This window comes from Nonomuraea sp. NPDC049655 (assembly GCF_044465465.1).
In the GTDB taxonomy this organism is placed as follows: Bacteria; Actinomycetota; Actinomycetes; order Streptosporangiales; family Streptosporangiaceae; genus Nonomuraea.
In genome coordinates, this window is the sequence record NZ_JBITLS010000002.1 from 566,952 (window position 1) to 590,556 (window position 23,605).

At 72.4% G+C, this 23,605-nt stretch carries 21 protein-coding genes; 9 read left to right on the plus strand and 12 right to left on the minus strand.

All coding sequences use genetic code 11. The features are described from left to right. Position 1 precedes the first annotated feature (1 nt). On the minus strand, positions 2 to 385 hold the full coding sequence (locus ACIBQ6_RS07995) for a ChaB family protein (RefSeq protein ID WP_358288326.1): 384 nt from the start codon (positions 383 to 385) through the stop codon (positions 2 to 4). A 13-nt stretch (positions 386 to 398) separates the two neighbouring features. Beyond that, complete coding sequence (locus ACIBQ6_RS08000) at positions 399 to 680, minus strand: hypothetical protein (protein WP_352319513.1); 282 nt, start codon at positions 678 to 680, stop codon at positions 399 to 401. A 38-nt stretch (positions 681 to 718) separates the two neighbouring features. Here ACIBQ6_RS08000 and ACIBQ6_RS08005 point away from each other — a divergent pair, with 38 nt between their 5' ends. From ACIBQ6_RS08005 to ACIBQ6_RS08015, 3 genes are all read left to right on the plus strand, one after another. After that, the gene (locus tag ACIBQ6_RS08005; protein ID WP_358288329.1) at positions 719 to 1,228 is read left to right on the plus strand and encodes a shikimate kinase; all 510 of its coding nucleotides are present in this window, start codon (positions 719 to 721) and stop codon (positions 1,226 to 1,228) included. 12 nt (positions 1,229 to 1,240) lie between these two features. Further along, positions 1,241 to 1,795 (plus strand): GNAT family N-acetyltransferase, encoded by a 555-nt coding sequence (locus tag ACIBQ6_RS08010; protein ID WP_397210698.1) that lies wholly within the window; start codon positions 1,241 to 1,243, stop codon positions 1,793 to 1,795. Positions 1,796 to 1,891: 96 nt separating this feature from the next. Continuing rightward, on the plus strand, positions 1,892 to 5,131 hold the full coding sequence (locus ACIBQ6_RS08015; RefSeq protein ID WP_397210699.1) for a protein kinase: 3,240 nt from the start codon (positions 1,892 to 1,894) through the stop codon (positions 5,129 to 5,131). A gap of 13 nt (positions 5,132 to 5,144) precedes the next feature. On the opposite strand, the gene ACIBQ6_RS08020 is transcribed toward ACIBQ6_RS08015, so the two are convergent. Continuing rightward, positions 5,145 to 6,854 (minus strand): protein kinase, encoded by a 1,710-nt coding sequence (locus tag ACIBQ6_RS08020; protein ID WP_397210700.1) that lies wholly within the window; start codon positions 6,852 to 6,854, stop codon positions 5,145 to 5,147. Positions 6,855 to 6,936: 82 nt separating this feature from the next. On the opposite strand from ACIBQ6_RS08020, the gene ACIBQ6_RS08025 reads away from it, so the two are divergent. Both ACIBQ6_RS08025 and ACIBQ6_RS08030 read left to right on the plus strand, forming a co-directional pair. Further along, positions 6,937 to 8,067: an alpha-hydroxy-acid oxidizing protein gene (locus tag ACIBQ6_RS08025; protein ID WP_387670889.1), complete on the plus strand. Its 1,131-nt coding sequence runs from the start codon at positions 6,937 to 6,939 to the stop codon at positions 8,065 to 8,067. A 50-nt stretch (positions 8,068 to 8,117) separates the two neighbouring features. After that, entirely contained in the window at positions 8,118 to 9,224 is a 1,107-nt protein-coding gene (locus ACIBQ6_RS08030) for a winged helix DNA-binding domain-containing protein (protein WP_358288341.1), read from the plus strand. On the opposite strand, the gene ACIBQ6_RS08035 is transcribed toward ACIBQ6_RS08030, so the two are convergent. Genes ACIBQ6_RS08035 through ACIBQ6_RS08045 form a run of 3 tightly spaced genes read right to left on the minus strand, consistent with a single transcriptional unit; the run spans position 9,195 to position 12,150 of the window. Further along, positions 9,195 to 10,016 carry a carbohydrate ABC transporter permease gene (locus ACIBQ6_RS08035; protein WP_397210701.1) on the minus strand — a complete coding sequence of 274 codons (822 nt, stop codon included), beginning with the start codon at positions 10,014 to 10,016 and terminating at the stop codon, positions 9,195 to 9,197. The two genes, ACIBQ6_RS08030 and ACIBQ6_RS08035, sit on opposite strands and share 30 nt — an antisense overlap. Next, positions 10,013 to 10,903, minus strand: coding sequence for a carbohydrate ABC transporter permease (locus ACIBQ6_RS08040; RefSeq protein ID WP_397210702.1), 891 nt, complete (start codon positions 10,901 to 10,903; stop codon positions 10,013 to 10,015). The genes ACIBQ6_RS08035 and ACIBQ6_RS08040 overlap by 4 nt, the downstream gene beginning before the upstream one ends. Then, positions 10,900 to 12,150, minus strand: a complete 1,251-nt coding sequence (locus ACIBQ6_RS08045) for an extracellular solute-binding protein (protein WP_397210703.1) — start codon at positions 12,148 to 12,150, stop codon at positions 10,900 to 10,902. The genes ACIBQ6_RS08040 and ACIBQ6_RS08045 overlap by 4 nt, the downstream gene beginning before the upstream one ends. A gap of 122 nt (positions 12,151 to 12,272) precedes the next feature. On the opposite strand from ACIBQ6_RS08045, the gene ACIBQ6_RS08050 reads away from it, so the two are divergent. The 3 genes from ACIBQ6_RS08050 (at position 12,273) to ACIBQ6_RS08060 (ending at position 15,719) form a co-directional block, all read left to right on the plus strand. Next, positions 12,273 to 13,028 carry an IclR family transcriptional regulator gene (locus ACIBQ6_RS08050; protein ID WP_352352086.1) on the plus strand — a complete coding sequence of 252 codons (756 nt, stop codon included), beginning with the start codon at positions 12,273 to 12,275 and terminating at the stop codon, positions 13,026 to 13,028. Beyond that, positions 13,025 to 13,969 (plus strand): sugar kinase, encoded by a 945-nt coding sequence (locus ACIBQ6_RS08055; RefSeq protein WP_397210704.1) that lies wholly within the window; start codon positions 13,025 to 13,027, stop codon positions 13,967 to 13,969. The genes ACIBQ6_RS08050 and ACIBQ6_RS08055 overlap by 4 nt, the downstream gene beginning before the upstream one ends. Before the next feature lie 85 nt (positions 13,970 to 14,054). Beyond that, positions 14,055 to 15,719, plus strand: coding sequence for a catalase (locus ACIBQ6_RS08060; protein ID WP_397210705.1), 1,665 nt, complete (start codon positions 14,055 to 14,057; stop codon positions 15,717 to 15,719). A 35-nt stretch (positions 15,720 to 15,754) separates the two neighbouring features. Here ACIBQ6_RS08060 and ACIBQ6_RS08065 read toward each other — a convergent pair whose 3' ends face one another. The 5 genes from ACIBQ6_RS08065 to ACIBQ6_RS08085 are packed head-to-tail and all read right to left on the minus strand — an operon-like array spanning position 15,755 to position 22,172. Beyond that, on the minus strand, positions 15,755 to 16,687 hold the full coding sequence (locus ACIBQ6_RS08065; RefSeq protein ID WP_358288359.1) for a dihydrodipicolinate synthase family protein: 933 nt from the start codon (positions 16,685 to 16,687) through the stop codon (positions 15,755 to 15,757). Further along, on the minus strand, positions 16,684 to 17,676 hold the full coding sequence (locus tag ACIBQ6_RS08070) for an oligopeptide/dipeptide ABC transporter ATP-binding protein (protein WP_397210706.1): 993 nt from the start codon (positions 17,674 to 17,676) through the stop codon (positions 16,684 to 16,686). Before ACIBQ6_RS08070 ends, ACIBQ6_RS08065 begins: the two co-directional genes overlap by 4 nt. Further along, entirely contained in the window at positions 17,669 to 19,612 is a 1,944-nt protein-coding gene (locus tag ACIBQ6_RS08075; RefSeq protein WP_397210707.1) for a dipeptide/oligopeptide/nickel ABC transporter permease/ATP-binding protein, read from the minus strand. The genes ACIBQ6_RS08070 and ACIBQ6_RS08075 overlap by 8 nt, the downstream gene beginning before the upstream one ends. Then, entirely contained in the window at positions 19,612 to 20,571 is a 960-nt protein-coding gene (locus tag ACIBQ6_RS08080) for an ABC transporter permease (RefSeq protein ID WP_357996617.1), read from the minus strand. The genes ACIBQ6_RS08075 and ACIBQ6_RS08080 overlap by 1 nt, the downstream gene beginning before the upstream one ends. Further along, complete coding sequence (locus tag ACIBQ6_RS08085) at positions 20,568 to 22,172, minus strand: ABC transporter substrate-binding protein (protein WP_397210708.1); 1,605 nt, start codon at positions 22,170 to 22,172, stop codon at positions 20,568 to 20,570. The genes ACIBQ6_RS08080 and ACIBQ6_RS08085 overlap by 4 nt, the downstream gene beginning before the upstream one ends. Before the next feature lie 138 nt (positions 22,173 to 22,310). Here ACIBQ6_RS08085 and ACIBQ6_RS08090 point away from each other — a divergent pair, with 138 nt between their 5' ends. Continuing rightward, positions 22,311 to 23,021, plus strand: coding sequence for a FadR/GntR family transcriptional regulator (locus ACIBQ6_RS08090; protein WP_387670911.1), 711 nt, complete (start codon positions 22,311 to 22,313; stop codon positions 23,019 to 23,021). On the opposite strand, the gene ACIBQ6_RS08095 is transcribed toward ACIBQ6_RS08090, so the two are convergent. Then, entirely contained in the window at positions 23,018 to 23,602 is a 585-nt protein-coding gene (locus ACIBQ6_RS08095; RefSeq protein ID WP_358288374.1) for an HD domain-containing protein, read from the minus strand. The genes ACIBQ6_RS08090 and ACIBQ6_RS08095 overlap by 4 nt on opposite strands. Between the last annotated feature and the right edge of the window lie 3 nt (positions 23,603 to 23,605).

The following is a 23,605-nucleotide window of genomic DNA, read 5'->3' on the forward strand; positions in this document are numbered from 1 at the left end:
ACTAGCGGGCTTTCGCCGTGGCCTTCCTGTTGGCCTTCTTGATGGCGTCCACCAGCTCCTTCTTGGTCATCCTGGATCGGCCGCGCACCCCGAGCCTGGACGCCACGCCCTGCAAGTGCTCCTTGCTGGCGTTGGCGTCCACGCCCTCCTGGGTCCTGCCGGAGCGGTCGGTCGCGCCCTGGTCGGACGGTCCCTTCTGCCCCTTGGGCTCCCAGTGGTCCCCGACCTTCTCGAAGGAGTGCTTGAGTGCGGCGAACGCGGTCATGTGCGCGCGCCGCCCCTCTCCGTACTCCTTCACGGCGGAGTCGTGCGCTTTGATCCACGTGTTCTGTGCCTTCTTCGGCGAACGCTTGATGGTCGACGGCAGCTCGTCAACGGCTGGCATGTCGATTCACCTCCTACAGCGGCGGCTCGTCGTAGTGGCGGCGCTCCTCGTACACCGTGGTCCTGCGGGTCTCGGGCTCCTCGTAGATCTCGTGCCGGTGCACCGGCTCGTCGATCGGGCCGACCGCCCTGCGGGTGACGCTGATCCGGTAGATGCCGAACAGCAGCCCCGCCAGGCCACCGAGCATGAGGATGACGCCGACGACGTTGATGTCGAGACCGGCGAGGTCGAACTCGACGGCCCAGGTGAGGATCGCACCGAGCATGATGAGGATGATGCTTCCGGCGATGGTCATCAGATTTACCTCCTTGACACGAAGGAACCTCTATCCACATGTCGAAAAACAAACCAGTCGTGGTGATCGGGCTGATGGGATCGGGTAAGACGACCGCGGGCCGCCTCCTCGCCACCGCGCTGGGGATGCCGTTCACCGACAGCGACCCGTTCCTGGAGAGGGAGCACGGCGGCACGGCCGCGCAGATCGCCGTCCGCGAAGGGGCCGAGGCGCTGCACCGGTACGAGGCCGAGCACGTGCTGGCGGCGCTGGCGGGCGAGCCGAAGGTGATCGCGGCGGCGGCCAGCACCGTGGAGGACCCCCGGGTGCGCGAGGCGCTGCGCGAGGCGTTCGTGGTCTGGGTGGACGCCGCCGACGCCGTCCTGGCCCGGCGCATGAGCTCGGGCGCGCACCGTCCCGAGTTCCAGCCGGCGGAGATGCGGGCCCGGCGGGAGGGCTACTTCCAGCAGGTGGCGGACCTGACGTGCGACGTCGGCGTGCTGACCCCCGAGGAGGTGCGCGACGCGGCCTTGCGGAAAATGGGTTTGCCCGCCGATGAGCAGGACTGATACCCAGAGGGGATGTTCGCCGAGAAACCCACTTTGACGGGTGAGCGCGTCACGTTGCTCCCGGTCGGCCCCGAGCACGTCGAGGGCCTGATCACGTTGATCAGCGATCCGGAGGTGCAACGGCTGACGGGCTCGCACGGCGAGGTCGACCATGAGGTGGCCCGCCAGTGGTACAGCACGAGAGGCGAGCACGCCGACCGGCTCGACCTGGCCGTCATGGCCGGCGGCGAGTACGTCGGCGAGATCGTGCTCAACGAGCTCGACCGGCACAACCTGTCGTGCAACCTGCGGATCGCGCTGATCGGCGCCCGGGTCTTCGGCAAGGGCTACGGCACCGAGGCGATCGAGCTGGTCCTCGGCCACGCCTTCGCCACCACGCCGCTGCACCGCGTCGGCCTCGGCGTCTTCACCTTCAACGACCGGGCGCGGCACGTCTACAAGAAGATCGGGTTCGTGGAGGAGGGCGTGCAGCGCGACACCCTGCTGTGGGAGGGCGAGTGGCACGACTCCGTGACGATGTCGGTGCTGCGGCCGGAGTGGCAGTCAAGATCCAGAAGCCTGGCATAATGATCATGACGCATGGGTCCCCCGAGGCGCGCGGGGGACCTGTGGTCGTTCACCGACAACCAACGGCCGGTCCGGCGCATCTAAGCATCAGTGACGATGCGCTTGGTGCCTGGTGATCCCGAGAGGCTGGGCGGCTTCTGGCTGGCCGCCCGGCTCGGCGCGGGCGCGCGCGGGGTGGTCTACGACGCCTACGACGACGAGGGCCGCCGCTACGCGGTGAAGGTGCCCCGGGTCGAGGTCGAGCCGGTCGCGCGGGTGAGCTGCCCGCATCTGGCGGAGGTGGTCGCGTCCGGGGTCGATCACGGCGTCCCCTACGTGGTGAGCGAGTTCGTCGACGGGCCCGACCTGCGGCAGGCGGTCGAGCGGCACGGGCCGTACCGGGGCGAGGAGCTGGCGGCGCTGGCGGGCGCGCTGGCCGGGGCGCTCCGCGCGCTGCACGCGGCCGGGCTGACGCACCGCGACCTGCGGCCGGAGAGCGTGCTGCTGGCGGCGGGCGGCCCCAAGGTGATCGACATGGGGGTGGCGGTCGGCGGCTCGCTGGGGGCGACGTGCACGTACCTGGCCCCGGAGATCCTGACCGGCAGCGGCCACGAGACGGCGACGGACGTCTTCTCCTGGGGGGCCGTGGTGCTCTACGCGGCCACGGGCGGCGATCCGTTCTCCGGGCGGAGTCTCGGCGCGGTGCTGCACCGGCTGCTGACCGTCGATCCCGACCTGAGCGCCCTGCCCGACGGGCTGCGCGAGCTGGTCGGGCGGGCGCTGGCCAAAGACCCCGCCGCCCGCCCGGCGGCGGACGAGCTGCTGGTCGAGGCCGACCCCGCCGCGTTGCGCCCGCCGGCGGGCGTGGCCGGGCACCGGTCGCTCGGCGAGCTGGCCGAGCGCGTCTACGCCGGGCTCACGCCGCGCCAGCAGGAGGCGGTGCCGGGCCTGCTGCTGCGCCTGATGGACGGCGACGACCCGCACGACGAGGGCGGCGTGCTGGCCCCGCTGATGGACGCCGGGCTGCTCGTACGCCGGAGCGTGCGGGTGCCGCCGACCGAGACCGCGGTCGGCAAGCTCGTGGCGGTGCGCGACGACCGGGTGGCGCCGGCCAGCGCCGCGCTCTACCGGGCCTGGCCTCGCCTGCGCGGCTGGGTGGCCGACGAGCAGGACGGGCTGGCCGTCCACCGGGAGCTGCGTCTGGCGGCCGGCCGGTGGTCACGCCATCGGCGCGGGCACACGTACCTCTACCGGGGCGACCGGCTCGACACGGCGCTCGGCTGGGCTGCGGCCAAGCGCCGCCACCTGCGGCTCAACCAGCTCGAACGCGACTTCATCGGCGCGAGCGTGGCCATGTCCAAGCAGCGCAGGCGGCTGCTGCGGCCCTCGATGGCGACCCTGGCCGCCGCCCTGGCCGTCGCGGTGTCGATGTCCGCCGTCTCACTCAACGGCGAGCGGGAGCTGCGCGGACACCTCCTGGAGGCCAACGCGCGGGCCGTGGCCGCCCGCGCCGAGGCGCTGCGCTCCTCCGACCCGCGTACGGCGATGCGGCTGAGCGTGGCGGCCTGGCGGCTGTCGCCGGTGTTCGAGGCGCGGGCGGCGTTGCAGGCCTCGCTGGCGCAGCCGGAGCTGGGCGTGTTCACCGACCCCGCGGCCGACGAGCGGGCCGGCTACCTGCTGCGCGGCGACGAGCTGGTCAGGTGGCGCGACCGCACGCTGACCGTCTGGGACGTGCGCAGCGGCCGGCAGCTCGCCGCGCACGCGCTCCCCGAGGGCAGCGCCGCGCTGAGCGACGACGGCCGGTACGCCGAGGGCCCCGGCGGGCAGCCTGTCGAGGTGGCCACCGGCCGGGCCCCCGCGACCGGGACGTACACGATCACCAGCGGCAACCGCACCAGGGTCTACCGGGGCGCCGAGGTGCTGCTCGACGTGCTCGACCGCCGGGTGGCGGTGTCCCGCGACGGGAGCCGGGCCGCGGTCTCCGACCTGGACGGGCGGGTCGAGCTCTGGTCGCTGCCCGGCCGGGTCAAGGAGCGGGAGTTCACCGTCCGGCCGCAGACCGGGCCGGACCGGTCGGCGCCGCCCCTGTCGTTCAGCCCCGACGGCCGCACCCTGGCCGTCGCGGGCCGCGACGGCGTGACCCTCCTCACGCCCGGCGCCGAGCCGCCGCGGGAGGCCGCGACCGGCACCGCCGCCACCGCGTTCGCGGCGGAGGCGGGCGACGCGGCGATGCCCGCGGAAGGCTCCGCCGGCACGCCCGTGTTCAGCCCCGACGGCAGCCTGCTCGCCCTCCCCGGCCGGGACGAGGTGCGCCTGTGGAGCGTCGCCGAGCGGCGGCTGGCCGGCGCCTACCGCTTCCGCGGCGACCAGCACGGCGACCTGGCCTTCTCCGCCGACGGCCGTACTTTGCGCTACCTGAGCGGCCTGGGCTCGGTCGTCTCGCTCGACGTCTCCGGGCTGCCGGCGCCCTCCTCCGGCGTTCGCACCGCCGCGCTGTCGAGCGACGGCCGGGTGGCGGCCAAGGACGTCGGGAACGCCATCCGGCTCACCGACGTGGTGGCGCGCAAGCCGCTGGCCGAGATCGCCGCCACCGGCGACGTGGCCTTCGACGCGGCGGGCAGGCTGCTGGCCGTGGCGGGCGACCCGGTCACCGTCTGGGAGGCGTCGGGCGGCAGGAGGGTCGCCGTCATCGACGCGGGCGGCGACGTGCCCGCCGTGGCCCTGTCCCCCGGCGGCGACACGCTGGCCACCGCGCGCGGCCGGCTGCTGGAGACCTGGGACGTGCGCGCCGGCCGCCGGATCAGGGCCTACGAGGGCGCGGGCGACCTGGCGATGGCCTTCAGCCCCGACGGCTCGACGCTCGCCTCCGGCACGAACCTGCTCGACCTGCGTACCGGCGAGGTCACCCCGCTCGCCCCGGCCGCCGCCCGGCCCACCGCGCTCGCCTTCTCCCCCGACGGCCGCACGCTGGCACTCGGGCTCGGCGGCGGACGCGTCGAGCTGTGGGACGTACGCGGGCGCGAGCGGGCCGGCTCGGTCGAGACCGGCCCGGCCCCCGTACGCGACCTGCGCTTCTCCCCCGGCGGCGACCTGCTGGCGATCGACGCGGAACGCACCTCCCTGTGGGACGCCGGCACGCTGCGCGAGGTCGGCCAGGTCGGGTCGTGGGCCGAGGGCCTGGCCTTCAGCCAGGACGGCCGCAGGCTGCGCGGCGTGGCGGCGGACGGCAGCGTCCGCGAGAGCCCGGTGGACCCGGCGCTGACGGCGCAGGAGGTGTGCGCCCGCGCCGGCGGGCCGCTCAGCCAGGACGAGTGGAGCCGGCTGATCCCGGAGAGCGGCTACCAGGGCGGCTGCTGAGCCGGGCGGCCGGTCAGGAGGCGGGGTAGGTCTTGAGCACCCTGCCCTGGGGGTCGGCCACCAGGTAGCCGGTGCGGTAGGCGTCGCTGAGGTAGACGAGCAGCACCTGCTTGGTGCTGGTGAAGACGAAGTTCGGATCGACGATGAGGTAGCGCGCGGTGGGCTTGCGCACCCCGAGGACGCTCTGGGCCTTCTTGAGCAGGCCGGGCAGGGCGTCCCAGTTGTACTTGGCCAGGTCGACGGCCGGGGTGCGGACGGTGGAGCCGGTGCCCTCGCGGGTGGCCTTGCCGTCGCGGTAGGCGTAGCGGTCGTAGACGGCCGGGTCGCCCTTGACCGGGGCCTCGGCGGAGATGAACGTCGGGTAGACGACCATCCGGACGACCTTGGTGCCGCCCATGACCGGCTTGAGCGCCTTGATCGCGGTGCGGATGCCGTCGGCGGTGAGCAGGTTCTCCGGCTGCGGCTCCGGCTCCTCGCTCGCCTTCGGCTCCTCGACGTCGGTGGTCTCCACCGGGGTGATCTGCGGTGTGTTCGGCTGGGTCGGCTCCTCAGCGCCGCGCACGCCGGGCAGCAGCGTGTAGACCAGCACGCCGGTCACCGCCAGCGCGCCCACGGAGGCCGTCACGGCGGCGACCGGCGAACGGCGGGCGCGGTGCGACGCCATGGTGCCGGCCTGCGAGAACGACGGCTCCGGCCCCCAGGGCTGCGGCGCCCCGGGCGGCACGGTGGCCCCCTGCCGCGCCCCGGGCGGCACGGTGGCCCCGTACGGCGGGCCTTGCTGCAGCGGGCCCGGCGACGACGGGAAGTGGCCTTGGTGGAGCGGTCCCGAGGGTGCGGACGGGGGGCCGGGCTGGAGCGGGACCGGGGCGGGGGGCGGGTAGGCGGGCGGGGGCGAGCCGGGGTCGGCGGCGGCGGCGAGCATGCGGTCGAGGGTCTCGGCGTCGGGACGGCCGGCCGGGTCGCGGCGCAGCAGCGCGCCGAGCACGGGACCGAGCGGCCCGGCCCGCTCCGGCGGCGGCACGTCCTGGTTGAGCACGGCGGCCAGCGTCGCCAGCGTGGTGCTCCTGCGCAGCGGGTGACGGCCCTCGACGGCCACGTACAGCAGCATGCCGAGCGACCACAGGTCGGAGGCGGGGTCGCCCTCGTGCCCGTTGATGCGCTCGGGCGCCATGTACTCGGGCGAGCCGATGAACGACCCGGTCGCCGTCAGGCTGGTCGACTCGCGCACGGCGGCGATGCCGAAGTCGGTGAGCACCGAGCGGCCGTCCTCGCGCAGCAGCACGTTGGCGGGCTTGACGTCGCGGTGCTGGATGCCGACGGCGTGCGCGGCGCGCAGCGCGGACAGCACCTCGCGGCCCAGCCGGGCGGTCTCCCAGGGCGTCATGGGCCCGCGCGCGAGGCGGTCCGCGAGCGAGCCGCCGGTGACCAGCTCCATGACGATCCACGGGTAGCCGTCGCCGCCCGGATCGACGATGTGGTGGATGGTGGCGACGTGCGGATGGTTCAGCCGGGCCAGCGCGCGGGCCTCGCGCAGCACCCTGGCCCGCAGCTCGCGGGCGGCCTCGGGGTCGTGCTCCTCGAACGCGGGATCGGGCGGCCGGACCTCCTTCAGCGCGACCTCGCGGTGGAGGGCGGTGTCCCAGGCGCGCCACACCAGGCCCATGCCACCGCCGCCGAGCCTCTCGGTCAGCTCGAAGCGGTTGTCGATCACGCGTTTGTGCATGGGAAGCAGCGTAGGGCCGCGTCGTGGTCGCCGTCATCAGGGTGGTCGCGGCGGGGACGGGCGGGCTGGTTGGATGGGCGCCATGAACGCAGGCGATCACCAGCTCGGCATCTACCTGACGGGCATGCTCGAAGGCCGCACGCCGGAGCTGACCACCGATCTGTCGGCCCTGGAGGGCGCGGCCGGGCGGGTGCTCCCGCCCGAGGCGCTGGGCTACATCGTGCCGAGCGCGGGCAGCGGCTCGACCGCGCGGGCCAACCTGGAGGCGTTCGAGCGGCGCCGGATCGTGCCGAGGATGCTGCGCGGCGTCGCGCGGCAGCGTGACCTGTCCTGCGAGGTGCTGGGCACCCGGATGGCGGCGCCGGTGCTGGTGGCGCCCATGGGGGTGCAGACGCTGGCGCACGAGGAGGGCGAGCTCGCCACCGTGCGGGCCGCGGCCGCGGTGGGCGTCCCGTACGTGCACTCGACGGCCGCCGCCCACGACTTCGAGCAGGTGGCGGCGGCGGGCGGGGACGCGCCGCGCTGGTACCAGCTCTACTACCCGACCGACCGGGACGTGTGCCTGAGCTTCCTGCGCCGGGCCAGGGCGACCGGCCACTCGGTGCTGGTGGTCACGCTGGACACGACGCTGCTCGGCTGGCGTCCGGCCGACCTCGACCGCGGCTTCCTGCCGTTCCTGGCCGGCACGGGCATCGCCAACTACCTGAGCGACCCGAACTTCGCCGGGGTCGAGAACCCGGTCGCCCACTGGGCGGGCATGTTCCCCAACCCGGGCCTGAGCTGGGACGACCTGCCGTTCCTGCGCGACCACTGGGACGGCCCGATCGTGCTCAAGGGCATCATGAGCACCGAGGACGCGCGCCTGGCCGCCGAGCACGGCGTGGACGGGATCGTGGTGTCCAACCACGGCGGCCGCCAGGTCGACGGCGCCCTGGCCGCGCTCGACGCGCTGCCCGGCATCGCCGAGGCGGTCGGCGACCGGCTGACGGTGCTGTTCGACTCGGGCGTGCGGACCGGGGCCGACGTGGTCAAGGCGCTCGCGCTGGGCGCGCGGGCCGTGCTGGTCGGCCGTCCCGTGCTGTACGGGCTGGCGCTGGGCGGGCAGGCGGGCGTCGAGCACGTGCTGCGCTGCCTGCTGGGCGAGCTGGACATCACGCTCGCCCTGTCCGGCTACTCCACGACGGACGAGCTGGGCCCCGACGCGCTCGCCTGAGTGCACATCGAGGTCCGGAAGTGACCGCGATTGCCCCTACCTTTGTCCCCATGGATCCCCTCATCTCCCAGCGCGCGCTCAACCGGGCCACGCTCGACCGGCAGCTGCTGCTGCGCCGCGGCGGCGGCAGCGTGCAGGAGGTCGTCGAGCGGCTCGGCGGCCTCCAGGCCCAGACCCCCCACACCTGGTACGTCGGCCTGTGGAACCGCATCGAGGGGCTCAAGCCCGAGGACGTCTCCGGCCTGCTGGCCGGCCGCGAGCTGGTGCGGATCGCGTTGCAGCGCTCCACCATCCACCTGGTCACCGCCCGCGACTGCCTGGCCATGCGGCCGCTGCTGCAGGCCGTCACCGAGCGCATGACCCGTACGACGTTCGGCAAGCGGCTGGCGGGCGTCGACCTGGACGAGCTGGCCGCGACCGGCCGGGCGCTGCTGGAGGAGCGTGCGATGACCTTCGCCGACCTCGGGCGGGCGCTGGCCGAGCGGTGGCCGGAGCACGACCAGCACGCGCTCGGCCAGGGCGTGCGCTGGCTGCTGCCGCTGGTCCAGGTGCCGCCGCGCGGGCTGTGGGGCAGGAGCGGGCCGGTCGCGCACACCACCGCCGAGTCGTGGCTGGGCCCGGCGCAGGCGCCGCCCATGACGCCCGCCGAGCTGGTCCGGCGCTACCTGGCCGCCTTCGGCCCGGCCTCGGTGCAGGACGCGCAGACCTGGTCGGGCCTGACCAGGCTGGGCGAGGTCGTCGAGTCCATGGACCTGGTCCGCTTCAGGGACGCCGCCGGCCGCACCCTGTACGACCTGCCGGAGGCCGTCCGGCCGGCGGAGGACGTCCCGGCGCCGGTGCGGCTGATGTACGACTTCGACAACCTGTTCCTGTCGCACGCCGACCGCTCGCGGGTGATCAGCGAGCGCGGCGCGGCCGTCATGCAGGGGTCGTTCATGGGCACGAACGTGATCCCCCGGATCATCCTGGTGGACGGCGTCACCGCCGGCGACTGGACGGTGACCAGGGCCAAGGGCGTCTCCACGCTGAACGTCCACCAGTGGACGCCGATCGCCGAGCCGGACGAGGTCGAGCGGGAGGCGCGGCTGCTGCTGGAGTTCCTCGCCCCCGACGACGAGCACGACGTCTCAGTCCTTGACCGCCCCTCCAAGCCCTGACACGAGCCGCCGCTGCACCGCCACGAAGAAGATCAGCACGGGGATCGTCATCAGCGTCGAGGCGGCCATGATCCCGCCCCAGTCGTTCTCGTCGGGCTTGAAGAAGACGAGCAGCGCCGCGGGCAGGGTCTGGTTGTCCTTGGCCGAGACGATGAAGGTGCGCGCGAAGACGAAGTCGTTCCAGGTGGTGATGAAGGAGAACACGCTGGTCGCCACCAGGCCGGGCGCGACCAGCGGGAACAGGATGCGCCACAGCACGGTCGCGCGTCCGGCCCCGTCGATCATCGCCGCCTCCTCCAGCGCCTCCGGCACCCCGGCGACGAACCCGCGCAGCATCCAGATCGCGAACGGCAGCGTGAAGGCGAGCTGCACCACCACCAGCGAGGCCAGCGTGTTGAGCAGGCCCAGGTCCCGGACCACGAAGAACAGCGGGATCGTCAGCGCCTCGACCGGCACCATCTGCGCGACCAGGAACATGACCAGCACGGTCGTCCTGAACCGGAAGGCGAACCGGGTCACGGCCACCGCCGCGAGGAAGGCGACCCCGGCCGACAGCACCACCACGACGAGCGCCACGATCGCGCTGTTGAGCAGGTAGCGGGCGAAGTTCTCCCCGGTCAGCACCCGGACGAAGTTGTCCAGCGTCGGGTGCGAGGTCCAGGGCCTGACCTCCAGCGACTGGATCTCCCCGGCGGGCTTGAGCGCCGACAGCACCATCCAGTAGAGCGGGAACGCGGTGAGCAGGGCGACCACCAGCGCGACCGCGTCGGGCAGAAGACGTCGTCGGTTCACAGGCGTTCCCCACTGCGCCGCAGCGCCCGGATGTAGAACAGGGTGATCACCAGCAGGATCAGCGTCATGACGACGGCGACGGCCGAGCCGAGCCCGTACTCGGAGGAGCCGAAGGCGATCTGGTAGGCGTAGACGTTGAGCACGGTGTTCTGCCCGGCCACGCCGCCGCCGTTGGTCATCACGTAGATCTGGGTGAAGAGCTTGAAGTCCCAGATGACCGACTGGATGACCACGATCGTGACCAGCGGCCGCAACATCGGCACGATGATCCGCCAGAACCCCTGCCAGGCCGAGGCGCCGTCGAGGGCGGCCGCCTCCAGCACCGAGGCGGGGACGGCCCGGATGCCCGCGTACAGGGTGATCATCACCAGCGGGAACGAGTGCCACACGACCGTCGCGCCGACCACGCCGAAGGTGACCCACCGGTCGTAGAACCAGTTGAACCCGTCGGTCCCGAGCACCTGGTTGACCAGGCCGAGGTCGGCGTCGAACAGGAACATCCACACGGTGGAGCCGGTCATCGCGGGGGCCGCCCACGCGCCGAGCGCGGCCAGCGACAGGGCCGTCCGCGGCAGCGGCCCGGTCCTGGTCAGCAGCACGGCCAGGGCCGCGCCGACCGCCAGCGTCGTGACGACCAGCGCCGCCGCGAACCCCACGGTCTGGGCCAGCACCTCCCAGAACCGCCGGTCGCCGAGCAGCGCGGCGTAGTTGCCGAAGCCGACGAACGTGCTCGGCTGCCCGCCGCTGACCTGCGCCTGCCGGTAGTCGAAGACCGACAGCAGGCCCAGCATGTAGACCGGATAGCCGAACATGGGGACCAGCACGGCCGCCGCGGGCAGCAGGTAGAGCCAGGGGCGCCCGCGGCGGACGCTCGTACCTCGGCTCACGAGCGGCCGAAGGCGGTCTTGACGGCCGCGGCCGCCTCGGCGGTGGCCTGCTCGACGGTGGACTGGCCGGTCGCGACCTTCTGCAGCATCGTGGGGATGACCTTGCCGTTGTCGATCTTCACCCAGGCGGGGTCGATCGGCACGAACCGGGTGCCCTTGGCCACCGTGTCCAGGAACGGCCGGACGAACGGGTCCTTGGCCGCCAGCTCGTCGCGGGCCGAGGTGAGCGTCGGCAGGTTGCCCATCGCGTCGTACATCTTGGCCTGGTACGCCTTGCCGCCCAGCAGCTTGACGAAGTCCGCGGCCAGGGTGCGGTGACCGGCGTTCTTCAGCACGCCCAGGTTGTTGCCGCCGGCGAAGGCGGGCGCGATCGAGCCCTCGGCCGCGCCGGGCAGCGGGACGACGGCGTACTTGCCGGCCGCCGCGCCGGCGTCCACGGCCGAGCGGCTGAAGTTGCCGAGTATGCCCATCGCGGCCTTGCCGCCGGCGAACAGCTCGACCGTCTTGCCGCCGGTCAGCGAGACGCACGCCTGCGGCGGGCAGACCTCGTCGGTCAGCAGGTCCGTGTACGCCTTGACGCCCTTGCGCGACTGCGGCGAGTCGAGCGAGGTGATGTCGCCGCCGGCGTCCCAGACGAAGGGCAGGGCGCCGAAGGTGTACTCGCCGCCGACGGCTATGCCGTACAGGTCGGGCTTCTTCCTGCGGATCGTGCGGGCGGCCTCGGTCAGGGCGCCGATGGACGTGGGCGGTTTCAGGCCGAGTTCGTCGAAGACGTCGGTGCGGTAGTAGAGGGCCCGGATGCCGATGAACCAGGGCAGGCCGTACTGCTTGCCCTGGACGGAGGCCGACTTGACCAGGTCGGGGGTCAGGTCCAGGCCCTTCAGGTCGGCGGTGAGGTCGGCGAACCCGCCGGCGGCGGCGTACTCGGCGAGGTCGGTGTTGCCGTACTCGGCGACGTCCGGGGAGCTGGCCGGGTCGTTGAAGGCGCCCTTGAACTTCTCGTGCCGGGCGGGCGTGGTGGGGATGTAGGTGACCTCGACCTTGACGTCCGCGTGCGCGGCGGTGAACTCCTTGATCGCCTCGTTGACGACCTTGTCCTTGGGGGCCCGGTTGGGCTCGTCGAAGAGCCAGACGCGCAGCGTCCCCGTCCGCTCGTCGCCGCCGCCGGAGGCGGGAGCGGTCGAGGGGGCGCAGGCGGCCAGCGTGAGCAGGGCCGTTCCAGCCGCGGCAAAGTAAAGAAACTTCACTATTACCTCCTGCGCAGACACTAGGAATTCACTCTGGAGTCGAGAAGACCTGTCAGGAGATGTTGTGCAGTGCACAACAGCGTGCTGCATTCCGCGAAATTTCATCGAATATGGTGACTTGCGTGCCTGACCGCAACCAGTCCGCCTCGCTCCGGCGCGCCCTGGCCGTCCTGGACCACGTACGCGGCCACACCGGCCTGTCGCTCACCCAGCTCGCCGAGGCCGTGGGCCTGTCCAAGAGCACGGTGCTGCGGCTGACCGTCCCGCTCGTGGAGGCCAGGCTGCTCGAACGCGACCGCAGGACCGGGGCGTACCGGCTGGGACACGGCACCCTCCAGCTCGGGCAGGCGTACCTGGCCACGCTGGACCTGCGCGCGGTCGCCGCCGAGGAGTCGCACCGGCTGATGAGCGAGGTGCGCGAGACCGTCCACCTGGTCGTCTACGACCACCCGCACGTCGTCTACATCGACAAGGTGGAGAACGAGACGAACGTGCGCATGGCCTCGCGCATCGGCAGCCGCGGCCCGGTGCACGCCACGGCGGTGGGCAAGGCGATCCTGGCCTGGCAGCCGGAGGAGGCGCTGGCCGGGCTGGCGCTCGACCCGATCACCAAGCACACCATCACCGACCCCGACCGGCTGCGCGCCGAACTGACCCACGTCCGGCGGCGCGGCTACGCGGTGGACGACCGCGAGAACGAGCCCGAGGTGCGCTGCGTCGCCGCGCCGATCTTCAACCACAACGACGCCGTCGTCGCCGCCGTCTCGGTCTCCGGGCTCACCTCGCGGATCACCGCCGCGCGGGTGCGGGAACTCGGGCCGCTGGTGGCGGGTGCGGCGTCGCGGATCTCCAGAAAGCTGGGCAGGCCGACCACATGACCGAACTGGTGACCTTCGGCGAGACCATGGCGCTGTTCGGCGCCCGGCGTACCGGGCCGCTGCGCTTCGCCCGCGACTTCGACCTTGGCCTCGGCGGCGCCGAGTCGAACGTGGCGATCGGCGTGACCCGGCTCGGCCACCGGGCGACGTGGGCCGGACGGGTGGGCGACGACGAGTTCGGCGACCTGATCCGGGCCACGCTCGCCGGCGAGGGCGTGGACGTGCGCGCGGTCACCGACCCGGACGCCCCCACCGGACTGATGATCAAGGGCCGGCGCACGGCCGACCTCGTGGACGTGCGGTACTACCGCAAGGACAGCGCCGGCTCCCGGCTGCGACCGGCCGACCTGGATCCGGCGCTGATCGCCTCGGCCCGCGTGCTGCACGTCTCCGCGATCACCCCGGCGCTGTCGGCGTCGGCCCGGGAGACCGTGGCGCACGCCATCGCCGTGGCGCGGGCGGCCGGCGTGCTCGTCTCGCTGGACGTCAACTACCGGCGGGCTCTGTGGACGGCGCAGGAGGCGGGCGCCTGGCTGCGCGAGACGATCGGCGGCGTGGACGTGCTGTTCGCGACCGTGCCGGAGGGGCGCCTGGTCGCCGACGTCGAGGACCCGGCGGAGCTGGCCAAGGCGCTGGCCGCGCTCGGGCCCTCGTACGTGCTGGTCAAGTCGGGGTCGGCGGGCGCGCTGGAGCTGTCCGGCGGGGTGCTGCGGCGGGCGCGGCCGTACCGGGTGACCGAGGTGGACCCGGTGGGCGCCGGGGACGCGTTCGCGGCCGGCTGGCTGGCGGACTGGCTGGCCGGGGCCGCTCCGGAACGGCGGCTGGACAGCGCCTGCGCGGCGGGCGCGTTCGCGGTGACCTCGCAGGGCGACTGGGAGAGCCTGCCCCGCCGGTCCGACCTGGGCCTGCTCGGCCGGGCCGCCGACGACGTGAGCAGGTAGCCGCCCGAGGACGAGGTTTTGCCCGTTTTCGACCCGTTCTTGAGGGCAGCCGGGGAAGATCTCGTCCGGGGAGAGGAACAGTGCGATGACAGACGTCTCCAGCAAGGGTCCGCAGTCGAACGACGAGCGCGAGGTGCTCACCAACCGACAAGGGCATCCCGTCTACGACAACCAGAACCAGCGGACGGTCGGCCCGCGCGGACCGGCCACGCTGGAGAACTACCAGTTCCTGGAGAAGATCAGTCACTTCGACCGCGAACGCATCCCCGAACGGGTGGTGCACGCCAGGGGCGCGCTGAGCTACGGCTACTTCGAGGCGTACGGCAAGATCGGCGACGAGCCGGTCAGCCGCTACACCAGGGCCAAGCTGTTCCAGGAGGCCGGCAAGCGCACCGACGTGGCGCTGCGCTTCTCCACGGTGATCGGCGGCCGCGACTCCGCCGAGACCGCCCGCGACCCGCGCGGCTTCGCGATCAAGTTCTACACCGAGGACGGCAACTGGGACCTGGTGGGCAACAACCTGGCCGTCTTCTTCATCAGGGACGCCATCAAGTTCCCCGACGTCATCCACTCGCTCAAGCCCGACCCGGTGACCTTCCGGCAGGACCCGAACCGCATCTTCGACTTCATGTCCCAGACGCCCGAGTCGATGCACATGCTGGTCAACCTGTTCAGCCCGCGCGGCATCCCCGCCGACTACCGGCACATGCAGGGATTCGGCGTGAACACCTACAAGTGGGTCAACCAGCAGGGCGAGACGTTCCTGGTCAAGTACCACTGGATGCCCAAGCAGGGCGTGCGCAGCATGACCGCGGCGGACGCGGCGGTCGTCCAGGCGGGCGACCTCGGGCACGCGACGAAGGACCTGCACGACGCCATCGAGCGCGGCGACTACCCCGAGTGGGAGCTGCTGGTCCAGCTGATGACCGACGAGGAGCACCCCGAGCTGGACTTCGACCCGCTCGACGACACCAAGGTGTGGCCGGAGAACGAGTTCCCGGCCAGGCCGGTCGGCCGCCTGGTGCTCAACCGCAACGTCGAGAACCAGTTCGCCGAGAACGAGCAGGCCGCCTTCGGCACCGGCGTCCTGGTGGACGGCCTGGACTTCTCCGACGACAAGATGCTGGTCGGCCGGACGTTCTCCTACAGCGACACCCAGCGCTACCGGGTCGGCCCGAACTACCTGCAACTCCCGGTCAACCAGGCCAGGAACGCGCCCATCAGGACCAACCAACGTGACGGCCAGATGGCGTATTTCGTCGACACCGGTGGCGAGGACCCGCACATCAACTACGAGCCCTCGCTGCGCGGCGGCCTGCGCGAGGCCGAGTACCCGACCCTCGACGAGGAGGGCCCGGTCATCAGCGGCCGGCTCATGCGCAGGCGCATCCCGCGGACCAACGACTACAAGCAGGCCGGCCAGCGCTACCTGCTCATGGAGCAGTGGGAGCGCGACGACCTGGTGCGCAACTTCGTCGACGCGCTCAGCCAGTGCGACCGGCGCATCCAGGAGCGCATGGTCTGGCACTTCCTGCTCGTGGAGGACGACCTCGGCCTGCGCGTCGGCGAGGGCCTCGGCATCACCCCGGACGACGTCGCCCACCTGGAGCCGCTGGCGAGCCAGGACCTCACCGACGAGGACCGGGAGCGCCTGGTCAAGCTCGGGCGCAACGGCCCGCGCGACGTGGAGGGCCTGAAGATGACCCACTGCGTGCCGAACGAGCGGGCCGCCCACGCCGACGGCCTGTGAAAGGCGGCCCCTGACCCGCGGCGTCCGAGCGGCGGCTACAGCAGCCCGGCGGCGGCCAGCAGCTTGCCGACCCGGCCGGTCTCGTCGTCGTTCAGCGGGATCTGCGGCAGCGCGGTGAGCGGGCAGTCGATGACGCCCCGCAGGTGAAGGGCGGCCTTGAACGCGCCCAGCCCCGCCGAGCTGCCGCCCATGCGGCCCGCGCCGACCCGGACGATCTCGAACAGCCTGACCAGGCGTTCCTGCTCGGCCCTGGCCGCCGCCCAGTCGCCGCGGGTGGCGGCCCGGTACAGCTCGGCGTACCCGTGGGGGTCCACGTTGCCGAGGCCGGGCACGACGCCGTCGGCGCCCATCCACAGCGCGGAGTCCACGGTCACCTCCGACCCGGTGAGCACGCTGAACGGCGCCCGGCGGCCCAGGATGACCTGGCGCAGCCCGCCGTCGTCGCCGCTGGAGTCCTTGACCCCGGCGAGCGCGCCCTCCGCGGCCAGGTCGAGCAGCAGGTCGGCGCTCAGCTTGGTGTGCACGCTGACCGGCAGGTCGTAGGCGTAGACCGGCAGGCCGCCGCGGGCGGCGATCGTCCGGAAGTGGGTGCGGATCTCCTCGGGATGGGTGCGCGTGTAGAACGGCGCGGTCGCCACCAGCCCGGACGCCCCCGCCGCCGCCGCGACGCGGGCGTGTTCGAGCACCCGCGGCGTGGTCATGTCGATCACCCCGGCCAGCACCGGCACCTGGCCGCCGACGTGCCCGACGACCGTGTCCAGCACCACCCGCCGCTGGGCGTCGGTCAGGTAGGCCACCTCCGAGGAGGAGCCGAGCACGAACAGCGCGTCCACCCCGCCCTCCAGCAGGTGGTCCACCAGCCGGGTCAGGGAGGCGGCGTCCACCTCGTGGCCGGGGGTGAACGGGGTGCAGACCGGGGGGATCACGCCGGTCACCGTCGCGGCCCCGGCGACATCGGGATCTGTCATGAGTGCTCCTGGATCAGCTCTAGGTCGGTGGCTCCGGCCGCCACCGGGTGGTGGCAGTGGAAGAGGTGGTCGTCCCCGGCCCGCGTGGCGGCGGGCATCTCGGCCGCGCACAGGTCGTCGGCCCGCCAGCACCGGGTGCGGAACGGGCAGCCGCTCGGCGGCCTGGTGGCCGACGGCACCGCGCCGACCAGCGGGATCGGGGTGATGGGCGAGATCAGCCCGGGGGTGGCCGAGAACAGCGCCCGCGTGTACGGATGCCTGGCCCGCCCCGGCACCGACCGCGCGGGCGTCTGCTCGACGATCCTGCCCAGGTACATGGTGACCACGCGGTCGCTCATCCGGCGCACGGTCTGGATGTCGTGCGAGATGAACACCATCGCCAGCCCGAGCCGGTCCTTGAGGTCGAGCAGCAGGTTGAGGATCTGGGCGCGGACCGACACGTCCAGGGCGCTGGTGGGCTCGTCGGCGACGACCAGCCGCGGTTCGAGCGCGAGCGCCCTGGCCACGGCCACCCGCTGCCGCTGACCGCCGGAGAGCTGGCCGGGCAGCGCGCCGGCGACGCCGGCGGGCAGGCCGACCAGGTCCAGCAGCTCGCGCACGCGGGCCTCGCGCTCGCCGGGGGTGCCGCGGCGGTGCACGTCGAGCGGGTCGCGCAGGATCCGCCCGACCGGCAGCCGCCGGTTGAGCGCCGTGGACGGGTCCTGGAAGATCAGCCCGACGCCGCCGCCGACGAGCGCGCGCCGCTCGTCCTGCTTCAGCGTCCACAGGTCGCGGCCGTTCAGGCGCACGTTGCCCGAGGTCGGCCGCTGCAGCCCGACCAGCACCTTGGCCAGCGTGGACTTCCCGCAGCCCGACTCGCCCACGATCCCGACGGTCTCGCCGGGCGCGACGGTCAGCGAGGCGGCGGTCAGGGCGTGCACGCGGTCCCGTGTGAACAGCCCTCCCGAGCGGGCCTTGTGCACGACGTGCACGTCGTTCAGCTCAAGCACGTGTCTCACTCCCTGCGAGTTCGACCGCCGGGTGGTGGCAGGCCACCGCGTGCCGCCTGGCCTCTCCGGCCAGCACCGGGGTCTGCGTACGGCACACGCCGGTGGCCATCGGGCACCGGTCGGCGAACCTGCATCCGGCCGGGAAGTCGGCGGGCGCGGGCACCACGCCGGGGATCTGGGTCAGCCGCTCGGCCCCCGACTCCAGCGACAACACCGAGCCGAGCAGCCCCCGCGCGTAGTGGTGGGCGGGCTCGCCGACCAGGGCGGCGGTGGCGCCGGTCTCGACGATCTGGCCGCCGTACATGACGACGACGCGGTCGGTGACGTCGGCGACCAGGGCCAGGTCGTGCGAGACCAGGATCAGCGCGAACCCCAGCTCCTCGCGCAGCCGCAGCAGCAGCTCGATGACCTGCGCCTGGACGGTCACGTCGAGCGCGGTCGTCGGCTCGTCGGCGACGATGAGCTTTGGGTCGCGGGAGAGCGCCATCGCGATCAGCACCCGCTGCCGCTGGCCGCCCGACAGCTCGTGCGGATAGGCGGACAGGGTGCGGCGGGCGTCGAGTCCGACGAGTTCCAGCAGCTCGGCCGGGGTACGCCGGCCGCCCCTGCGGGTGAGCTGCCTGAGCTGGGCCCTGATGGTCATGGCCGGGTTGAGCGAGGACAGCGCGTCCTGGTAGATCATCGCCATCTCGTGGCCGAGCAGGCGGCGGCGGGCCCGGCGCGGCAGCGCGAGCAGCTCCTTCTGGTCGAAGCGCACGTGGCCGCCGACCCGGGCCTGGCGCGGTTGCAGGCCCATGACGGTCAGGGCGGTCAGCGACTTGCCGCAGCCGGACTCGCCGACCAGGCCGACGACCTCGCCGGGCCAGACCTCGAAGCCGACGCCGTCCACGATGTCCACGCCGGGGTCGAAGCCGATTCTCAGGCGTTCGACGCTGAGGATCGGCTGCCCTTGCGGCAGCGGGCGGGCGCGTCCGGCCAGCCGGCGGGCGGCCTCGGCCAGGCCGGGCAGCTCGACGACCTGGCCGGTGCCGGGGGCGGCCTGTTCGTAGGCGTCGTCCTTCTTGGGGGCGGCCCTGCGGACCGGGGCGGCCCAGGCGTCGGAGATGCCCTCGGACAGGATGTTCAGGGCCAGCACGGTGAGCAGGATCAGCAGGCCGGGGAAGACCGTGGCCCACCAGCCGCCGAGCAGCACCAGGTTCTTGCCGTCGGCGATGACGCTGCCCCACGACGGGTTCGGCGGGCGTACGCCGGCGCCGATGAACGACAGCGACGCCTCGAACACGATCGCGTCGGCCACCATCACCGTGCAGAACACCAGCACGGGCGCCGCGCAGTTGACCGCGACGTGCCTGAGCACGATGTACGGCGTGCGCGCGCCGATGACGCGCTCGGCGGCCACGTAGTCCTCGCCGTACTGGGCGATCACGTTGGCCCGCACGACCCTGGCCACGGACGGCATGTAGAGGAAGGCCATGGCCATGACCAGCACCGGGATGCTGCCGCCGAACACCGCGACCAGCACGGCGGCCAGCGCGATGCCGGGGAAGGCCATGATCACGTCGAGCACGCGCATGACGGTCTCGTCCACCACCCGGCGCGAGGTGGCCGCGACCGCGCCGACGACCGCCCCGGCGACCAGGGCGAGGCCGGTGGCGCCGAGGCCGATGATCAGCGACCAGCGGGCGCCGTACAGGAGCCGGGACAGAATGTCGCGGTTGGCGCTGTCCAGGCCCATCCAGTGCGCGGCCGACGGGCCGCCGCCGGCGGCCTCCTGGAAGTACGGCGAGTGCGGCGCGATCAGCGGCGCGAACAGGGCGGCCAGCACGACCAGGACGACGACGGCGACCGCCGGCCACGACGTCGCGGGCAGCCGCCGGAAGGCGACGCCGGGCCTGCCGGCCGACACGACCAGACGTTCGGTGAGTCCGCTTCTCATCAGGCGGCACTCCTCAGGCGGGGGTTGACCAGCAGGTAGAGGATGTCGACGACCAGGTTGACCACCATGAAGCCGATCGCGATGGTGAGCACGACGCCCTGCACCACGGCCGGGTCGCCGTCGCGCACCGCGTTGATCATGAGCTGGCCCATGCCGGGCAGGCCGTAGATCGTCTCGATGACCACCGTGCCGCCGATCAGGTAGCCGATGCGCAGGCCGAGCACGGTCAGCGGGTTGATCAGCGCGTTGCGCAGCACGTTGCGGCCGACCACGACGATCATCGGCAGGCCGCTGCCGATCGCGGTGCGCACGTAGTCCCGGTCCAGCTCCTCGACCATCGACGTGCGGATGATGCGGGTGAGCTGGGCGGCGATCGGCAGCGACAACGACAGCGCGGGCAGCGTCATCGACTGCAGCCAGCCGGTGAGGGAGTCGGCGGGGTTGATGTAGCCGCCGGTCGGGAACAGCCCCTCGCCGACCGCCAGCCACTGGATCATCAGCAGCGCCAGCCAGAACGCCGGGGCCGCCACGCCGACCAGCGACACCACCCGGATCGCCTGGTCGGGCCAGCGGTCGCGGAACAGCGCCGCGGTCACGCCGAACACCAGCGAGAGCACGATCGCCACGGCCAGGCCGAGGAACGTGAGCTGCAGGGTCAGCGGCAGCGCGGTCGTCACCGACTCGACGACCGGCTTCTTGGTGAGCACGCTGGTGCCCATGTCGCCCTGGGCGAGGTCGGCGACGAAGCGCACGTACCGCAGCGGCAGCGGGTCCAGCAGGCCGTTCTCCTCCTGGAAACGATGGATCTGCTCCGCCGTGGGGTTCGCGCCCTGGAAGTAGGCGTACTCGGGCTTGACGCCCGAGAAGCGCATCACGACGAACACGAACGCGACCACGCCCAGGACCAGCGGGATCAGGATGAGGAGCCGCCGCAGCAGCATCCTGAGTACGAGCGTCATGTCCTCTTGGCCTGCAGCAGGTTGATGCCGGGGTACGGCTGGGCGCGGATGCCGGAGAGCTTCTTCGGGTCCCAGGCGGTCATCAGCTCGTTGTGGACGACGGGATAGAGCACGGCCTGCTCGGCGACCAGGTCCAGATATTTGTGGATCTGCTCGCTCTTCTTGGCCTTGTCCGTCTCCTTGGCGGCCGCGTCCATCATGGCGAACAGCTTCTCGGCGTCCTTGCTGCCGTCCCAGTGGCTGTACTTCATCCACAGGCCGCCGGGCACGTAGTTGTAGTGCAGGATCAGGTCGGCGTCCATGCCGAACTGGTTGGGGTTCGAGGCCGCCGCGACCACCTGGTAGTCCTGGAACTGGTCCATCTTGGTGAACAGCGCGGCCGTGTCCTGCGGCTCCAGCGTGGTCTTGATCCCGACCGCCTCCCAGGAGGCGGCGATGGTGGGCAGGCAGTCGGCGATCCAGCTCACGTTGACGGCCATGAGGTTGACCGTCAGGTTCGTCACGCCCGCCTCCTTCAGCAGCGCCCTGGCCTTGTCGGGGTCGTAGTCGTAGACGACCGAGGCGCGCCGGTGGTCGGGGTGGCCCTCGTTGAGGAAGGAGCTGGAGGCCGTGCCGTGGCCCTTGAGCGCCACGTCGATCATCTTCTGCTTGTCGATGGCGTAGTGCAGCGCCTGGCGGACGCGTACGTCGTCGAAGGGCTTGGCGGCGGTGTTGAACATCAGGAACATGTGGTTCATGCCCTTGCCGCCCTCGACCGTGAGGCCCTGCTGCTTGAGCTGGTCGACGTTGGCGTACGGGATGTTGTCGGCGATCTGCGCCTCGGCCGAGCCGCCGGAGATCTTGGCCACCCGGGCGGAGGCGTCCACGATGGTCAGCCAGTTCATCTTCTTGACGGTGGCCGGGCGGGGGCCGTTGTAGCCGTCGAACGCCTCGAAGGAGGTGTTGGATTTGGGGTTGTGCGCCGCCTGCTTGTACGGCCCGGAGCCGACCGCCATGCCGCTCTTGGCCTTGTCCCACGCGCCCGGCTGGCTGAACACGTGCTTCGGCATGATCTTGGCGATGGTCAGCCGGGGCGCCGCGTCGGGGAAGGGGAACTTCAGGACCAGTTCCACGGTCCGGTCGTCCACCTTCTTCACCTCCTGGAGCCAGGGCTTGAAGAAGTTGCCGGTCAGCACGTTGTCGGGGCCGAGGATGCGCTCGAAGGTGAAGACCACGTCGTCGGCGGTGACCGGCTGCCCGTCGTGCCACTTGGCGCCCTCGCGCAGGGCGAACGTCCACGACGTGGCGTCGGCGTCGGCGGGCAGCGCCGTCGCCAGGGCCGGGTACGGCTCCCGGGTGACCGGGTCGGTGTCGAGCAGCCCTTCGTAGACGTGGCTGATCCCGGCCATCGCGAACGCCGACGCGGTCTGCGTCGGGTCCCAGCTCTGGTCGTTGCCGTAGCCGATGACGGCGGTGATCAGGTCTTTGTTCGATCCGGCGCCGACCGAGCCGGTCGAGGCCGGGCCTCCGGAACAGGCGGAGAGGGTGGCCGCGATGAACGCCGCCGCACCCGTGGCCCCGCTGTAGCGCAGGAAGTCACGGCGGCTGAACTCAGAGCTCACGGATGCCTCCTGGGGGGAACAGGTAGAACGTAGGACATCCCATGTCCTATCTTGTGCGTAACGTGGACGCTAAACGCCAGAGCGTCTTGAGGTCAACAGAGGATTTCCGGAATGTTACCTACGATGAAAGGAAGCTTCATGGCCGCAGTCCCGCGTCCGGCACGTCCCAGCCGGGCCGTCGAGGCCCAGGAGGGCGTCAAGGACCTGATCGTCAGGCGCGGGCTGGTCGCGGGCGACCCGCTGCCCACGGAGTCGGAGCTCATGGAGGAGCTCCAGGTCAGCCGCAACTCCGTCCGGGAGGCACTGAAGGCTCTGCAGGCGGTCGGCATCGTGGACATCCGCCACGGCTTCGGCATGTTCGTGGGCCGGATGTCGCTGTCCGGGCTGGTGGACGAGCTGGCCTTCCACAGCCGCATCACCCTGCAGAACGGCCGCAACCACCTGGCGCACCTCATCGAGATCCGCGAGATCCTGGAGAGCGGGCTCGTCCAGCGGCTCATCGACCTCGGCCCGGAGGCCGACCTCGCCCCGGTGGCCGACGTCATGGCCCGCATGGACCACGAGTCGCAGGTCGGCGAGGTCTCCCCCGAGACCGACCGGCTCTTCCACGACCTGCTCTACCGGCCGCTCGGCAACCCGCTGGTCAGCCAGCTCCTCGGCGCCTTCTGGGACGTCTACCACCAGCTCCGCGACCACCTCGGCGCCCCCGACGAGCCGCCCGGCGACGTGGCCAGGCGGCACCGCGACATCTACGCCGCGGTGCTGGCCGGCGACCGGGCCGCCGCGGTGTCGGCCGTGTACGCGCACTTCGACGGCGTGCGCAACCGGCTGGCCCGGCTGGGGGGCTAGTCCGGGTAGCGGGCCACGCGCCTGGCCCAGGGCCGCCGCCACTCCTCGTACCACTCGGCGAACCACGGGTGGGGCGCGGCCAGCGGCACGATGTGGGCGACGGTCTCGTGGTAGTAGCGCTTCTGGAACCGCCAGTGGAGGCGCTGCAACTCCTGCACGTTGCTCACCCGGTCGGCCAGCTTCACCAGCACCGCCTGGGCCGGGGCCTTGGCCAGCGCGGCCAGGTGGTCGGCCTTCGCGCGCCCGGCGGGCCTGGTCACCCAGCGGACGAGCCCGGTCACCTCCGCGCCGAACCGCCGGGCCAGCTCCCGCTCGGTGCACGCGGTGTCCTCCAGCACGTCGTGCAGCACGATCGCGGTCAGCACGTCGGGGTCGCTCACCTGCGCTCCGGCCACCGCCACCTCCAGCGCCTCCAGCAGATGCTCCACGTAGGGCCGCCCGGTGGGACGCTGCTGCACGCCGTGCTGCGTCCGGGCGAAGCGCACCGCCTCGCGCAACCCCGTGACGGTCTGCGACGGGAGCGCCTCGGCCAGGGGGCCGGCGGCCTGGCCCCACGACATCCAGCTCGTGAAGATCTTCATCGG